We start from the raw sequence: 13469 nt of genomic DNA, 5'->3' as shown, positions 1-13469 counted from the left end.
TTAGTACAAGGAGGAAAATATGGAATATAAAGATATTAGAGAAAACTTAGAAGAAATGATGAATGATAACTACAAGGACTTTATAAAAGCACTTGTGAGTATAGAAAAAGGTGTTACTGATGAAAAGGCACTTGAAGAAGTCTATGTTTTATATATGAACAATGACACAACAGGTCTACTAAGTGATGACTTTGACTATATGATTGATGATATGAAAGAACAAGGTAAGATTGTTGAAAATACCAATGAACTTGAAGAAAAAGACGACCTCATAAATCTCGTGGGTAATATAGTTGGCGAAGTAGAAAATCTTGAAAGAGAAAATGCTAATGGAGAAAAGTTCAAGGTAAGTAATTTTTCAATTGTTTCAAAAGATGAAGATGGAAATAAAGTTTATACCAATTGCTCAGCTTATGGAGATAAGATAAAAGATTTAGATAACCTAAAACAAGGAGATTTTGTTAAAATATTTGGTCAAGTAAAAACAAGCATTGACAACAACGGGAAGGATCATAAGAATGTCCGTATTTTGTCTTCTAAACTCTTAAAAGCAAAAGAACGAGCAAAGAGTCAAGACAAGGATAAAAAGTCCATATTAGGGCAAATAAAAAGCTTTAAGGCAGATGATAAAGCTAAGTCAAATAAGAAAGAACATAGCAAAGGAACAGAGAGATAAATATCGGCAGTCTTCGGACTGCCTTTATTTTTTTTGCTCATTTTTTTAATCTAATTTATTTAGGTCATATATGCATATCCACTTAAACTCATACAAAAATATTGCTTGTAAAAAAATACTTAATCACAATAATCGCATTTTAACTTGTGCTCCTTGCAAACTAAATTACGGACTTCACTTGGAAGTTTTCCCTTGTATCTTTTGTAATAAATGGAAAATTTGCTATGGGATGCGTATCCAACAGATTCAGCTATTTCCTTTATAGGTAGTTTGGTATTTAAGAGAAGAGTTTCAGCTACATTCATTCTTTTTCTTTGGGTGTATTCTGTAATGCTTTGACCATATTTTTCTTTGAACAAATTTTTTAATTTTGTTCCGCTCATTTTAGATATTTTTTCGAGAGTTTCCTGATTTACATTCATGGCGAAATGATTATCTAAAAATCTGGCTACATCTTCAAGTGCTTTATTATCATCAGATTCAATTTTATATTTTTTTCTATTTAAGTATGTGTCTATCACTATACTTATCCACTCATTTGCCTTAGCTTTAAAGAAAAAATCAGCAGCAGGAGGGTCCATCTTACAATTTAAAATTTCCATTGCTACTTTTTCTAAGGATTTAGTAAGAATTATTTGATTCGGTTGAAGTAAAGCTGAATAAAATGATTCTGGATGAATGTTAATAGATGCTAAATGTTTTTCTATTAGCTCTTTTTTAAAAACAATGGAAACAGCAAGATAACAACAATTCTCGTGTAATAAAAAAACAAAATCGTCTTTTATATTGTCAAAGTCAAAAGTACATAATGAGTTTGCAGTAAGTGTTTGATAAGGACTAAATCTCTCGCCGTTTGCGCTGACAATGTAGCTTGTGTATATTGAAACATAATCTGCCATACTATAAGTATTATTTTGAATTATTTCTTCTCTGATATAAAAATTATGGATATCAATAATAAATCCATCTCCCTCATAAAACCAATAAAGCCCTTCTGCATAGGTTAAATCCTCTTTTTTCCAACAAAAAGTGTGCCCTGCACTTGAATACTTCTTATTGTTTTTACATTCATCTACCTTCATATATTCTTTTACAAAATCATAATATGTCATAATGCGCCTATCCCTTTTAGACAATATTCCAATTAGCCTTATTAATTCAAAACTATTGTATTAGTCATTATAACAGATGTATAATAGAAAAGCAATGATAGTAATTATCAATAAAGCAAATTTATATCTAAAAGGAATATCAAAGAAAGGAGATATGATTATGAAGATTTACAAAAAACTATTTGCTTATGTACAGGATAAAAAATATCTTGGGGTTTTAGCTATAGTTTTTTCTGCTATATCTGCTGTGCTTACGGTATATGGATATTACTTAATCTACAAATTTTTAGATAGGTTAATAATTAATTCAAATTTATCTGGTGCAGAGAGCATAGCATTAAAATCTGTTATTACACTAACAAGTGGAGCGATATTTTATTTTGTCTCAGGACTGTTTTCACATATATTGGGATTTAGGCTTGAAACAAATTTAAGAAAGAGGGGGATTGATGGCTTAGAGAAAGCAAGTTTTAGGTTCTTTGACTTAAATCCCTCTGGTCAGATAAGAAAGATCATAGATGATAATGCAGCACAAACTCATCAGGTTGTAGCTCACATGATTCCAGATAGCACTCAGGCAATAGTTACACCCGTACTTGTCCTTGTACTTGGCTTTATAGTAAGTATAAGGGTTGGTATAACTTTGCTTGCTCTTACTATAATTGGCGGCTTAATTTTAGGGGCGATGATGGGCGAGCAAGAATTTATGAAGATATGCCAAGAGGCCCTATCTAAACTAAGTGCTGAAACTGTTGAGTATGTGAGAGGAATGCAAGTTGTAAAAATATTTAAAGCAAATGTAGAGTCTTTTAAAAGCTTTTATAAGGCGATAAAAGATTACTCAAAGTATGCTTATGATTATTCCCTATCTTGTAAAAAGCCTTATGTTTTATATCAATGGTTATTTTTTGGACTGATTGCAATTTTAATTATTCCTATAGTTTATTTTATGACAAGCTTAGGTAGCGCAAAGGTGATTTTACTTGAGCTTATCATGATTATATTTTTATCAGGAGTTCTCTTTGTTTCATTCACGAGAATAATGTGGTACTCCATGTATATTTCTCAAGGGAATTATGCAGTAGATACTTTAGAGGCGCTTTACGAAGATATGCAAAAAGACAAATTAGTGCATGGTAATGTCAATAATTTTAAAAACTATAATATAGACTTTGACAATGTAAGCTTTGCTTATAATGATAAAGCTGTCATTGAAAATTTATCCTTTAATTTAGAAGAAGGAAAGTCCTACGCACTTGTCGGTTCATCTGGATCAGGCAAATCAACAGTAGCAAAACTTATATCAGGTTTTTACAATGTTAATGAAGGAAGCATAAAGATAGGCGGGATAGCAATAAGTGAATATTCTGATGAAGCCTTAATTAAAGCCGTTTCCTTTGTTTTTCAAGATTCAAAATTATTCAAGAAGAGCATTTATGATAATGTTGCTTTAGCTAATAAAGATGCGACGAAAGATGACGTTATGAGAGCCTTAAAATTAGCAGGATGTGATTTAATATTAGACAAATTCCCAGAAAGAGAAAATACAATCATAGGCTCAAAAGGTGTTTATTTATCCGGTGGAGAAAAACAAAGAATTGCAATTGCTAGAGCAATTTTAAAGGATTCCAAAATTATTATTATGGATGAAGCATCAGCATCTATTGACCCAGATAACGAGTTTGAATTGCAAAAAGCTTTCAAAAATCTTATGAAGGATAAAACAGTTATCATGATTGCACACAGACTATCTACAATTAAAGACCTTGATGAAATTATTGTTATGGATAGTGGAAAAATTATAGAAAGAGGGTCTGACAAAGAATTAATGTCAAAAGATACAAGGTATAAGAGCCTGCAAGAGATGTTTAACAGTGCGAATGAATGGAGGGTTTCAAATGAAAGAGTTTTATAAAAAAAGATTTGCTCTTACAGATAAAGGAGCAAGAAATTTAAGTAAAGCAACACTGGCTACATTTTTCGTTTATTGTATAAACATGCTTCCTGCCATATTACTTATGATTTTTGCTCAGGAAGTTTTGGAAAATATGGGCAAAAGCAATGGCTTTTATATAGTATTCTCAGTTTTGACTTTGATAGCAATGTATATTTTGCTTTCTATCGAATACGATAAATTATATAACACAACCTATCAAGAAAGTGCAGATTTAAGAATAAGGACAGCGGAGAATTTATCAAAATTACCTCTATCTTACTTTTCTAAACATGACATTTCCGACATTTCACAAACAATCATGGCTGATATTGCAGGCATAGAGCATGCAATGAGCCACGCAATACCAAAGGTGGGCGGCATGGTACTGTTTTTCCCATTAATGTCTGTAATGATGCTAGCGGGCAATGTCAAGATGGGTTTAGCTGTAATTATTCCATCTATTTTAAGCTTTATATTTATACCTTTATCTAAAAAATATCAGGTTAATAGACAGAATAGACATTATGATGTCTTAAGAAAAAACTCAGAAAGCTTTCAAGAAAATATCGAAATGCAAATGGAGATTAAAGCATATAATTTATCGAAGGATATTAAAGATGATTTATATAAAAAAATGGAAGATAGTGAGAGAGTACACTTAAAGTACGAAGTAACTACAATTTTAACTTTGTCTATATCTTCAATATTTAGCTTTATATCTCTTGCTGTTGTGATATTTGTCGGCGTAAATCTAATTATTAATAAAGAGATAAATTCTCTCTACCTTATAGGATATTTACTAGCTGCTATGAAGATAAAAGACGCTTTAGATGCATCTAAAGCGGGCTTGATGGAAATATTTTATTTAACGCCAAAAATTGAAAGATTAAAAGAAATTCAAAATCAAGATTTACAAGAAGGCGATGACTATAGCTTAAAAAAATTTGATATTGATCTAAAAGATGTTGAGTTTGCTTACAATAAAGACGCAAAAGTTTTAAATGGTGTAAGTTTTAAAGCTAAGCAGGGAGAGGTTACTGCTTTGGTAGGTGCAAGCGGATGTGGTAAAACAACTATCTTGAAACTTATATCAAGACTTTATGATTATGACAAGGGACAAATCCTAATCGATGGCAAAAATATAAAAGAAATATCAACAGAATCTCTTTTTGATAAGGTCTCAATAGTTTTCCAAGATGTGGTTCTCTTTAATCAAAGCGTTATGGAAAATATTAGACTTGGTAAGCAAGATGCAAGTGACGAAGAGGTTAAAAGAGCAGCAAAACTTGCAAACTGTACAGATTTTATAGAAAAGATGGATAAGGGTTTCGATACAGTTATTGGTGAGAACGGAGCTGAACTATCAGGAGGAGAAAGACAAAGATTATCAATAGCCAGAGCCTTCTTAAAAGATGCACCGATATTGATTTTAGATGAGATAGTAGCAAGCCTTGACGTTGACAACGAGAAAAAGATTCAAGAGTCCTTAAATAATTTAGTTAAAGATAAAACTGTTGTTATCATTTCACACAGAATGAAATCCATAGAAAATGCTGACAAGATAGTGGTTCTTGAAAACGGAAAAGTAGAAAGCGAAGGTAAGCATGAAGAGCTTTTACAAAAATCAAAAGTTTACAAAAATTTAATAGAAAAGACAAAAATGGCAGAAGAATTTATTTATTAGGAGGAATAAATGGATAATAAAAAATTAAAAGTAAAAGATTTAGTAAGCATCGGTGTTTTTGCCGTAATTTATTTCGCCTTGATGTTTGGTGTTGGTATGATGGGTATGGTCCCAATATTGTTTTTAATATACCCAACAGTTTTGGGAATAATCGCAGGGACTGTAGTTATGTTATTTATGACTAAGGTTCAAAAACCATGGGCACTATTTATTCTCGGCATGATATCACCACTTGTGATGTTTGCTATGGGACATACTTATGTATTGCCATTATTTTCATTGATAGTAATGATGGTTGCAGAATTAATTAGAAAGATTGGTAATTATAATTCATTTAAATATAATATGCTTTCTTATGCAGTATTTTGTACGTGGATTTGTGGATCATTAATGCAAATGCTTTTAGCTAAAGAAAAATATATTGAATTATTTATGGTGATGGGAAAAGATTATGTTGATGCATTGGAAAATCTAATAACTTATCCTCACATGGCTTTAGTAGCCTTAGGTGCTTTCCTAGGAGGAATTATTGGGGCATATATAGGAAAGGCTCTATTGAAAAAACACTTTGAAAAAGCAGGCATTGTATAATGCCTAGCTTTTCTTCGAATTCTCCCTTTAATCTCAACCCAATAAGTAAGTTATTAGTCGTATTTCTTACAGGCTTAACTGTTGTGCATAGCTTAAACATCCGTTTTGAGCTAGCAATTGCTTGTATTATTGGTATTTTATTTTATTTGAATGGATACAAAAAAACACTTTTCAAATGGATACTTTTATGTGCAATATTATATGCTTTACCTAATTTTATGGTGCTATCTAATATAAATCCAATAATTAAGATGTTTTTAAGCTTATTTATTATCTTCAGAATGTTTTTATTGCCATTTATGGCAGCAAGCTTCATGATAAAAACCTCTGATGTAGGTGCAATAATTTCATCAATGGATAAGCTTAAAATTTCAAAAAATCTTTCCATACCTGTTGCGGTTATGTTTAGGTTCTTTCCATCTTTTAAAGAAGAGAAGAAAAACATCAAAATGGCTATGAGAGTAAGAGGTATAAATTTTAAAAACCCAATCAAATATCTTGAATATGTTTCAGTACCACTACTAATTATATCTTCAAACATTGCAGATGACATTGCAAAAGCAGCAGAAACAAAGGCAATAGAAAATCCAATTGCCAAGACCAGATATATCAGTGTAAAGATACAGCTAATTGATTTTGTTTATGTTTTCGCAGTTGCTGGACTTATTGTGGGAGGCTTAATATGGTAAAAATAAAAAATTTAAGTCTTGATTATGGAAAAGAACATATATTGGACGATATATCACTATCCATATCCGAGGGAGAGTGTGTGCTATTTACAGGAAAAAGCGGAAGCGGTAAGTCATCTTTAATAAATTCTATCAACGGACTAGCTGTAAGGTATGATAACGCAAAAACAAAGGGCGAAATAATTATTGATGGTAAAAATATAAAAGAGTTGGAGCTTTATCAAATCTCAATGCTTGTCTCAACTGTTTTTCAAAATCCTAAGACATATTTCTTTAATGTTAATACGACATTAGAATTATTGTTTTATTTAGAAAATATTGGACTTGCAAGAGAAGAGATGGGCAAGCGTTTAAGTGATATGCTTGAAATATTCCCGATAAAAAATCTTTTGAACAGAAATATATTTAATCTATCCGGCGGTGAAAAACAAATTCTTTGCATTGCTGCTTCTTATATAGCGGGCACAAAGATTATAGTTATGGATGAGCCTTCATCAAATTTGGATATTAAAAGCATAAGTGTTTTGACACAAATGCTTAAAATACTGAAAGAAAAAGGCATAAGCATAATTGTATCAGAGCATAGAATTTATTATTTGATGGACATAGTTGATCGTGTATTTTTGATAGATAAGTGTAAACTTAAAAAAACTTATACAAGAAGTGAATTTATAAAGTTTGATAAAAATGAATTGAACGCTTTAAGTTTAAGGGATAAAGAATTAAGCAAATTAGAAGTTCCTTATTTAAAAGACGGTGGAGAATATCAGATAAAAAATCTTAGCTACAAATTTACTGCTAATGAGTGTTTAAGTATAAAAGACATCTCATTTAAGCTTGGAAAAATTTATGGCATAATAGGATCCAATGGACGAGGAAAGTCAACGCTTTTGAGATGCTTAATTGGCCTTGAGAAAAAATCAAAAGAAGAAATTTATTTTAAAGGTGAGAAACTATCTAAAAAAGAAAGACTCAAAAACTCTTCACTTGTTATGCAAGACGTAAATCATCAATTATTTACAGATGAAGTATTCAAAGAGCTTAGCCTAGGTGTAAAGAATTTTGATGAAGAAGAGGCAAAAATCATATTAAAAGATTTAGGCCTGGACGAATTTATAGAAAGACACCCAATGAGCTTATCAGGAGGACAAAAGCAAAGACTTGCAATAGCGTCCATAATGTGTAAAGACTCTACTTTTATTTACTATGATGAGCCAACTAGTGGGATGGATTATGCTAATATGATAAAAATATCCGAACTGATTAAAAAATATAGAAATAAAGATAAAATAATTTTTATTGTTTCCCATGACATTGAGTTTTTGAACGAAGTTGCAGATGAGATTTTCGAATTGTAAAATAGAGTTTGTTAAACATGTATATAGGACTGTAAGATTATTTAAATTAAAAGATATTCAGAAACATTGGTATTCATTACAGATTTATCTTAAGGATTTTTCGTATGGTATTTATACATTTCACGATGCTTATTACAGTATTTATATTTTCCATATCTTAGGGAAATTCTTTATTTACTTTCTATAATTAAAGAGATGAGAGATAAGTATCGGCAGTCTTCGGACTGCCTTTATTTTTTTGTATTTGTGTTTTAGAAAAGTGAATAATATTATGAAAAAAGTGAAGATTTATGCTATAATATAATTGATATAGAATTCATGAATGGAGAGATAGTCATGTTAAAAATCAGCTATAAAAAGCTATTTAAAAAAATGATTGACCTAGATTTAAATAACACAGAATTAATGGAAAAAACAAATATTAGTAGAAGTACATTTTATAAAATGAAAAATGGGGAGAATATTACAACTGACGTATTGTTAAGAATATGTGAAGGATTAAATTGTAATCTTTGCGAAATTATGGAGTTAGTTAAAGATGAAAATGATTGATTATGTTTTAGATAAGACAAATGAATATATTAAGATCGCATCTAAAGAAACTCGAAAAAGAATAGGACAGTTTTTTACGAGTAAAGAAACAGCAAAATTTATGGCATCTTTAATTGACTTAAATATTAAAAGAGATGAAATATCTATTCTTGATCCAGGAGCTGGCTCTGGAATCCTTTCTGCGGCACTAATTCAGAGAATTATTGATAGTAAACTTATAAAAAAGATAAATTTAACATGTTATGAAACAGATGAAGATATTGTAAATTTGCTGGAAGCTAATTTATATTGGATAAAGGAAAATTCAAATGAATGAAGATAAGTTTTTAGGATCGAGAAAATAAGGGGAGGTGTTTATTATTAAAGGTGAAGTATCTAAAAAAGATTTGATTAGAGAAATTGAAAAAGCCATTAAAAGTGATGAATTGGGAGCTTTTATTGGAGCAGGATTATCAATTCCTGCTGGATTTTGTAGTTGGAAAGAACTTCTAAGAGAGCCTGCAAAAGAAATTGGGTTAAATGTTGAAAAAGAAAATGATTTGGTTAGCTTAGCTCAGTATTATGCTAATTCAAAGAAGAGAACATCAATAGATGACTTGATCAAAGTGCAATTTTCTCAATTACTAAAACCTACTGATAATCATAAACTATTATCACAGTTACCGATTTCCACTTTTTGGACGACTAATTATGATAAGTTAATTGAAAAAGCTTTAGAAGATAATATGAAAAAGCCTTATGTAAAAACAACAGATGAGCAATTAAGAGGTACAAATCATGATTTTGATGCAATCGTTTATAAACTACACGGAGATGTAGAAACTCCTGAAGATGCAGTACTTACAAGAAGTGATTATGAAGAATTTGGATATAACAAAAGAAAGTTATTCAGAGAAGTTTTAGAGGGAGATTTGCTTACCGAGACATTTCTATTTTTAGGATTTAGTTTTGAAGATCCAAACTTTAACTATGTAATTGGAAGATTAAGGGTATTGCTAGATGAAAAGAATACAAGAAAACATTATTGTATTATGAAAAGGATCCAAGATACCGATGAGGATTATGAATACAAAAAAGCAAGACAGGAGCTACAAATTGAAGATCTAAATAGATATGGTATTTTTACATGTTTAGTAAATAAATATGATGAAATCACTGAAATATTAAGTACTCTTGTTGATAGATTTAGAAGGAAAACAATATTTATATCGGGTAGTGCGTACTCCTATTCGACTTATTCTCAGGAAATTGGAGAAAATTTTATTCATAAACTATCTTTTGAACTATCAAAAAATGGTTATCATATTGTGAATGGATATGGTAAAGGTGTCGGTGAATTTGTATTAAATGGAGTTGCAGATTATTGTTTGGCTCATAAGTCCAAAATAAATGATTTTTTAACGCTTATGCCTTTTCCTCAAAATAGTTCATTAGATATTGATTTAGATAAGCTATATATAGAAAATAGAGAGCAGATGATTGAAAATTGTGGTATCGCTATATTCATTTTTGGAAATAAAGAAACAGAAGATATTGCACATGGAGTGATGGATGAATTTGAGTTATGTAAAAAGCATGGATTAGTATGTTTGCCTATTGAACATACTGGTGGGGCAGCTAAAGAAATATATAATAAAACAACTCAAGAAATTTCAGATGAAAATATAATAAGTGCAATTGAACAGGCAAATAAACAATGCGATGGCGATATAGATATGTCTATTAAAAACATAGTGCAAGCAGTTAAAATATTAAATAAGGAGGAGTTTTAAATGGCAAAAAGACAGGTGTTTTTTAGCTTTCATTACGACAATGATAATTGGAGGGCAGGACAGGTTCGCAACATGGGGAAAGTAGACAGTAGTTCTACCTTTTCAGATAATGACTGGGAGGAAGTAAAAGAAAAAACTGAAAGCAAAATTAAAGAATGGATTGATGAACAGTTAAACAAGCGTTCATGTTTAGTTGTCTTGATTGGAGAAGAAACAGCAAATAGAAAATGGATAAATTATGAAATAAAAAAAGCGTACGAGTTAAACAAAGGTATTGTTGGAATTTATATCCACAAGTTGGAGAATGCATTGGGAGAGCAAGATGATAAGGGCAACAATCCTTTTGATTATTTAACATTAGAAGGTGAAAAACTTTCAAAATATGTTAAATGTTTTGATTCTGTATACTTATCAAGCAAAAATGTTTATAGCGATATTAAAGATAATATTGAAGATTTAATTGAGTATGGAATAGAACATAAACCATCAACTTGGTAATAAATGATGATGGAGAGAAGCTACCTCTCCACCTCCTTCCCATAATAATTTTCATAGTTTTTCCTATACTGAACAAGGTCAGAAAATTGTTCTTTATTCAAAGAATACTCTTGCATAAGGGTGTTCTTTTTTTCTTGCAATTTATCTAGGTTTGATAGTATTTCTTTTGTGTTGGGTAGCTTTTTATAGTTCTTTAGTATGTTTTGAGCAGCTATTTTATAGACGGAAAGTTCACTATAATATTCTTCTGCAAATTGTTTATCTTCAGGATTTTTCTTGTGGTATTTATATATTTCACGATACTTATTTATAGTATTTATATTTTCCATATCTTGAGATAAACTCTTCATTTCAGTTTCAATCTTCTTTATTTTATCTAACAAGTTTTGTCTATCATCAGCAGATTTTTTGATTAGATCATCGAGTTGTGTAATGGAATTAATTCCTTGCTCTCTTAATTTAATTATTGAATCAGCCATTGTTTTGATATTATATTTTCTTGCCCAAACTTCATAACCTTTAGAGGATTGAGCTTTTTTATTAGTAGATAAATCAATAACATTTCCTACACGTTTTTTAATAAGATTAGCTTTATTTTTAATTGCTAAATCTATTCTTTCTTTGATTTTTTCCTCAGTATAATCTTCTCCGATAGTCTTAGCTCTTGTAAATCTTTGCTTATCTTTATGACGAAAAGCAATGTGTTTACCAAACTTAATTTCATAATCAATAGATTTCATATTATCTAAAAATTCTTCCCAAGATTTAGATTTATTAATCATTCTGTCTATATCAAATTGCAATTTAGATTTCCAAGAATTTCCTTTCTTGTTTTGGTCATATTCGTACCAAGATTTACCAGCAGTTTTATATTTTCTTTTGTAAGCTTCATAATATTCATCAATGACTGAAAGCTTATTTTCTTTACATAATTCGTCACTTTGATACCTGATTTTATGGTAAGTTTTTTTGTTAGATTGGTAGCATTTACCAGTCTTGTAATTAACATTATTAAAAATAATATGGTTATGGATATGTCCTCTATCTATGTGAGTTGCAAGAACAAATTCATAATCTTCTTTTAAAATTTTCTTGCATAATTCCATTCCTATTTCGTGAGCTTTTATAGGATCAACCTCTCCTGGTAGAAAAGATTGGATTAAATGTCTAGCCAAAACTGTACCTTTCGTATCATTATCTTCTCGTGTTTTCATAAATTGAATATGGGCAGTTGATGGATGACATTTGAATGAAGAAACCAAGACTTTTTCATCAGTTTTTTCACTCTTAGTTATATAATCTATTGCCAAATTTAGAGTTGATTTTATAGGATGTATTTTTGTAATTGCCATACTAATCACCAGAACTTTCTTTTGATTTATTAAGAAGTAGAGAATGGATCTTCCATATTTCTATTGATAATTTTTCTATCTGCTTATTCATTGATTCAATTTCATTTTTGTAAATAACACCAGTTGTATTAGTTGCTTTTGCAATCTGGTTTATGTTATTTGTTGCATTTGAAAGTAGCCATTGTAGGTTTCTAAATGGTTCTAAATCTACAACATAAATCTCTTTTTCCAATACACATTTTCTAAGAAAGTGGGACATAGTTTTGCAATTAGCAAGTTTCATTTTCTTTTCAAAGATTTCTTTTTCTTCATCTGTTAAATATATTTTAAGCTGATTATTTCTTTTTCTATTATCCATAGTATATCTCCTTATCATAAAATATTGGGGTCTTAGGGTTCTCCCTAACAAGGTAAAATTGATAAAAAAAGAAGCAGTCCATAAAGGTTCTGCTTCATCAATTTTTCGTAAGTGGGTACTCACTTACTGTGCTTGCTATTAAAGTTATAAGCGTCAAGCGTTTATTAAGTTATAACCAATTATACCGCATTTAAAGAAATTAATAAAGAAGTATAAGCGAAGCTATTGACAATGATTATCAGTTCTGATACAATAATACCGACAAGAGTGTCGGTTTGGAGGTTATTTATGAAATGAAAATGGAAGCTGATGAAAGAAAAAAGCAGATTAGACAAGCAGCTATTAAAGTCTTTTTGGATAAGGGATTTAGAAATACAGTTATGAATGACATTATGGAAGCTACTGGGCTTTCTAGAGGTGGCTTGTATCATCATTATGGTTCTACGCATGAAATCTTATACGACATTATGATGGAAGGTAATTTAAATAGAAAAGATATTGTTCAAAAATCAAGTTATGATGAAGGATTAATATTAAGTCCACAGTTGTTTTCAAGAATGATTATAGACAAGATACTTGCAGATAATGATTATGTAAAGCTTTATGTTATGTTTTTATGTGAGTTAAAAGAAAATGATGATCTGAAAAAACTATATGTGAAAATAAAAAAAGAGTCCATACAAGTATTTAGAGAATTGTTTTCTACTTTGTTTAACGAGTTACCTTCTGATGAAACATTTGAATTTATGATTAATATTATGAATTCTGGATTGATGGCTTGCGAAATTTTGAATGCACGTGAGAATTTTGTAAAAAATAAGAAATATCTAACTGAAGTGATAGGGACTTATTTTACAAATGTTATGAAAAAAGATGACGAAAGGAGTTAAA

General features: G+C 30.0%; 14 protein-coding genes. 11 read left to right on the top strand and 3 right to left on the bottom strand.

The window, feature by feature from the left end; translation table 11 throughout:
• The first annotated feature begins 19 nt into the window (after positions 1-19).
• Positions 20-676 (top strand): DNA-binding protein, encoded by a 657-nt coding sequence (locus BQ7474_RS06185; RefSeq protein ID WP_073998078.1) that lies wholly within the window; start codon positions 20-22, stop codon positions 674-676.
• A gap of 119 nt (positions 677-795) precedes the next feature.
• On the opposite strand, the gene BQ7474_RS06180 is transcribed toward BQ7474_RS06185, so the two are convergent.
• A complete protein-coding gene (locus BQ7474_RS06180; protein WP_073998077.1) occupies positions 796-1788 on the bottom strand; it encodes a helix-turn-helix domain-containing protein in 993 nt (330 codons plus the stop codon).
• Positions 1789-1948: 160 nt separating this feature from the next.
• Here BQ7474_RS06180 and BQ7474_RS06175 point away from each other — a divergent pair, with 160 nt between their 5' ends.
• The 9 genes from BQ7474_RS06175 to BQ7474_RS06135 all read left to right on the top strand — a co-directional run bounded on the left by BQ7474_RS06175 (position 1949) and on the right by BQ7474_RS06135 (position 10868).
• The gene (locus tag BQ7474_RS06175; protein WP_073998810.1) at positions 1949-3703 is read left to right on the top strand and encodes an ABC transporter ATP-binding protein; all 1755 of its coding nucleotides are present in this window, start codon (positions 1949-1951) and stop codon (positions 3701-3703) included.
• Positions 3687-5408: an ABC transporter ATP-binding protein gene (locus BQ7474_RS06170; RefSeq protein ID WP_005399340.1), complete on the top strand. Its 1722-nt coding sequence runs from the start codon at positions 3687-3689 to the stop codon at positions 5406-5408. The genes BQ7474_RS06175 and BQ7474_RS06170 overlap by 17 nt, the downstream gene beginning before the upstream one ends.
• A 9-nt stretch (positions 5409-5417) precedes the next feature.
• The gene (locus BQ7474_RS06165; protein ID WP_073998076.1) at positions 5418-5999 is read left to right on the top strand and encodes an MptD family putative ECF transporter S component; all 582 of its coding nucleotides are present in this window, start codon (positions 5418-5420) and stop codon (positions 5997-5999) included.
• On the top strand, positions 5999-6688 hold the full coding sequence (locus BQ7474_RS06160; protein ID WP_073998075.1) for an energy-coupling factor transporter transmembrane component T family protein: 690 nt from the start codon (positions 5999-6001) through the stop codon (positions 6686-6688). The genes BQ7474_RS06165 and BQ7474_RS06160 overlap by 1 nt, the downstream gene beginning before the upstream one ends.
• Positions 6682-8046 (top strand): ABC transporter ATP-binding protein, encoded by a 1365-nt coding sequence (locus BQ7474_RS06155; protein ID WP_073998074.1) that lies wholly within the window; start codon positions 6682-6684, stop codon positions 8044-8046. Before BQ7474_RS06160 ends, BQ7474_RS06155 begins: the two co-directional genes overlap by 7 nt.
• 336 nt (positions 8047-8382) lie before the next feature.
• Positions 8383-8598: a helix-turn-helix domain-containing protein gene (locus BQ7474_RS06150; RefSeq protein WP_005399336.1), complete on the top strand. Its 216-nt coding sequence runs from the start codon at positions 8383-8385 to the stop codon at positions 8596-8598.
• Positions 8585-8914, top strand: coding sequence for an N-6 DNA methylase (locus BQ7474_RS06145; RefSeq protein ID WP_005399335.1), 330 nt, complete (start codon positions 8585-8587; stop codon positions 8912-8914). Before BQ7474_RS06150 ends, BQ7474_RS06145 begins: the two co-directional genes overlap by 14 nt.
• Positions 8915-8948: 34 nt before the next feature.
• A complete protein-coding gene (locus tag BQ7474_RS06140; RefSeq protein WP_073998073.1) occupies positions 8949-10370 on the top strand; it encodes an SIR2 family protein in 1422 nt (473 codons plus the stop codon).
• On the top strand, positions 10371-10868 hold the full coding sequence (locus BQ7474_RS06135) for a TIR domain-containing protein (protein ID WP_005399333.1): 498 nt from the start codon (positions 10371-10373) through the stop codon (positions 10866-10868).
• A gap of 20 nt (positions 10869-10888) precedes the next feature.
• Here the strand turns inward: BQ7474_RS06135 and BQ7474_RS06130 are convergent, their stop codons facing one another.
• Both BQ7474_RS06130 and BQ7474_RS06125 read right to left on the bottom strand, forming a co-directional pair.
• Positions 10889-12220, bottom strand: a complete 1332-nt coding sequence (locus BQ7474_RS06130; RefSeq protein ID WP_073998072.1) for a relaxase/mobilization nuclease domain-containing protein — start codon at positions 12218-12220, stop codon at positions 10889-10891.
• 1 nt (position 12221) lies between these two features.
• The gene (locus BQ7474_RS06125; protein ID WP_073998071.1) at positions 12222-12578 is read right to left on the bottom strand and encodes a plasmid mobilization protein; all 357 of its coding nucleotides are present in this window, start codon (positions 12576-12578) and stop codon (positions 12222-12224) included.
• A gap of 293 nt (positions 12579-12871) precedes the next feature.
• Between BQ7474_RS06125 and BQ7474_RS06120 the strand changes: the two genes are divergently transcribed.
• Positions 12872-13468 (top strand): TetR/AcrR family transcriptional regulator, encoded by a 597-nt coding sequence (locus BQ7474_RS06120; protein WP_073998070.1) that lies wholly within the window; start codon positions 12872-12874, stop codon positions 13466-13468.
• Position 13469 lies beyond the last annotated feature (1 nt).

This window comes from Anaerococcus urinomassiliensis (assembly GCF_900128425.1).
In the GTDB taxonomy this organism is placed as follows: domain Bacteria; phylum Bacillota; class Clostridia; order Tissierellales; family Peptoniphilaceae; genus Anaerococcus; species Anaerococcus urinomassiliensis.
This window is presented reverse-complemented; position numbering and strand designations above follow the sequence as displayed.

Bases quoted from the DNA above. Each gene is read 5' to 3' on its own strand.
- BQ7474_RS06185 (WP_073998078.1), top strand. From the start codon at position 20: ATGGAATATAAAGATATTAGAGAAAACTTAGAAGAAATGATGAATGAT.
- BQ7474_RS06180 (WP_073998077.1), bottom strand. From the start codon at position 1,788: ATGACATATTATGATTTTGTAAAAGAATATATGAAGGTAGATGAATGT.
- BQ7474_RS06175 (WP_073998810.1), top strand. From the start codon at position 1,949: ATGAAGATTTACAAAAAACTATTTGCTTATGTACAGGATAAAAAATAT.
- BQ7474_RS06170 (WP_005399340.1), top strand. From the start codon at position 3,687: ATGAAAGAGTTTTATAAAAAAAGATTTGCTCTTACAGATAAAGGAGCA.
- BQ7474_RS06165 (WP_073998076.1), top strand. From the start codon at position 5,418: ATGGATAATAAAAAATTAAAAGTAAAAGATTTAGTAAGCATCGGTGTT.
- BQ7474_RS06160 (WP_073998075.1), top strand. From the start codon at position 5,999: ATGCCTAGCTTTTCTTCGAATTCTCCCTTTAATCTCAACCCAATAAGT.
- BQ7474_RS06155 (WP_073998074.1), top strand. From the start codon at position 6,682: ATGGTAAAAATAAAAAATTTAAGTCTTGATTATGGAAAAGAACATATA.
- BQ7474_RS06150 (WP_005399336.1), top strand. From the start codon at position 8,383: ATGTTAAAAATCAGCTATAAAAAGCTATTTAAAAAAATGATTGACCTA.
- BQ7474_RS06145 (WP_005399335.1), top strand. From the start codon at position 8,585: ATGAAAATGATTGATTATGTTTTAGATAAGACAAATGAATATATTAAG.
- BQ7474_RS06135 (WP_005399333.1), top strand. From the start codon at position 10,371: ATGGCAAAAAGACAGGTGTTTTTTAGCTTTCATTACGACAATGATAAT.
- BQ7474_RS06130 (WP_073998072.1), bottom strand. From the start codon at position 12,220: ATGGCAATTACAAAAATACATCCTATAAAATCAACTCTAAATTTGGCA.
- BQ7474_RS06125 (WP_073998071.1), bottom strand. From the start codon at position 12,578: ATGGATAATAGAAAAAGAAATAATCAGCTTAAAATATATTTAACAGAT.
- BQ7474_RS06120 (WP_073998070.1), top strand. From the start codon at position 12,872: ATGAAAATGGAAGCTGATGAAAGAAAAAAGCAGATTAGACAAGCAGCT.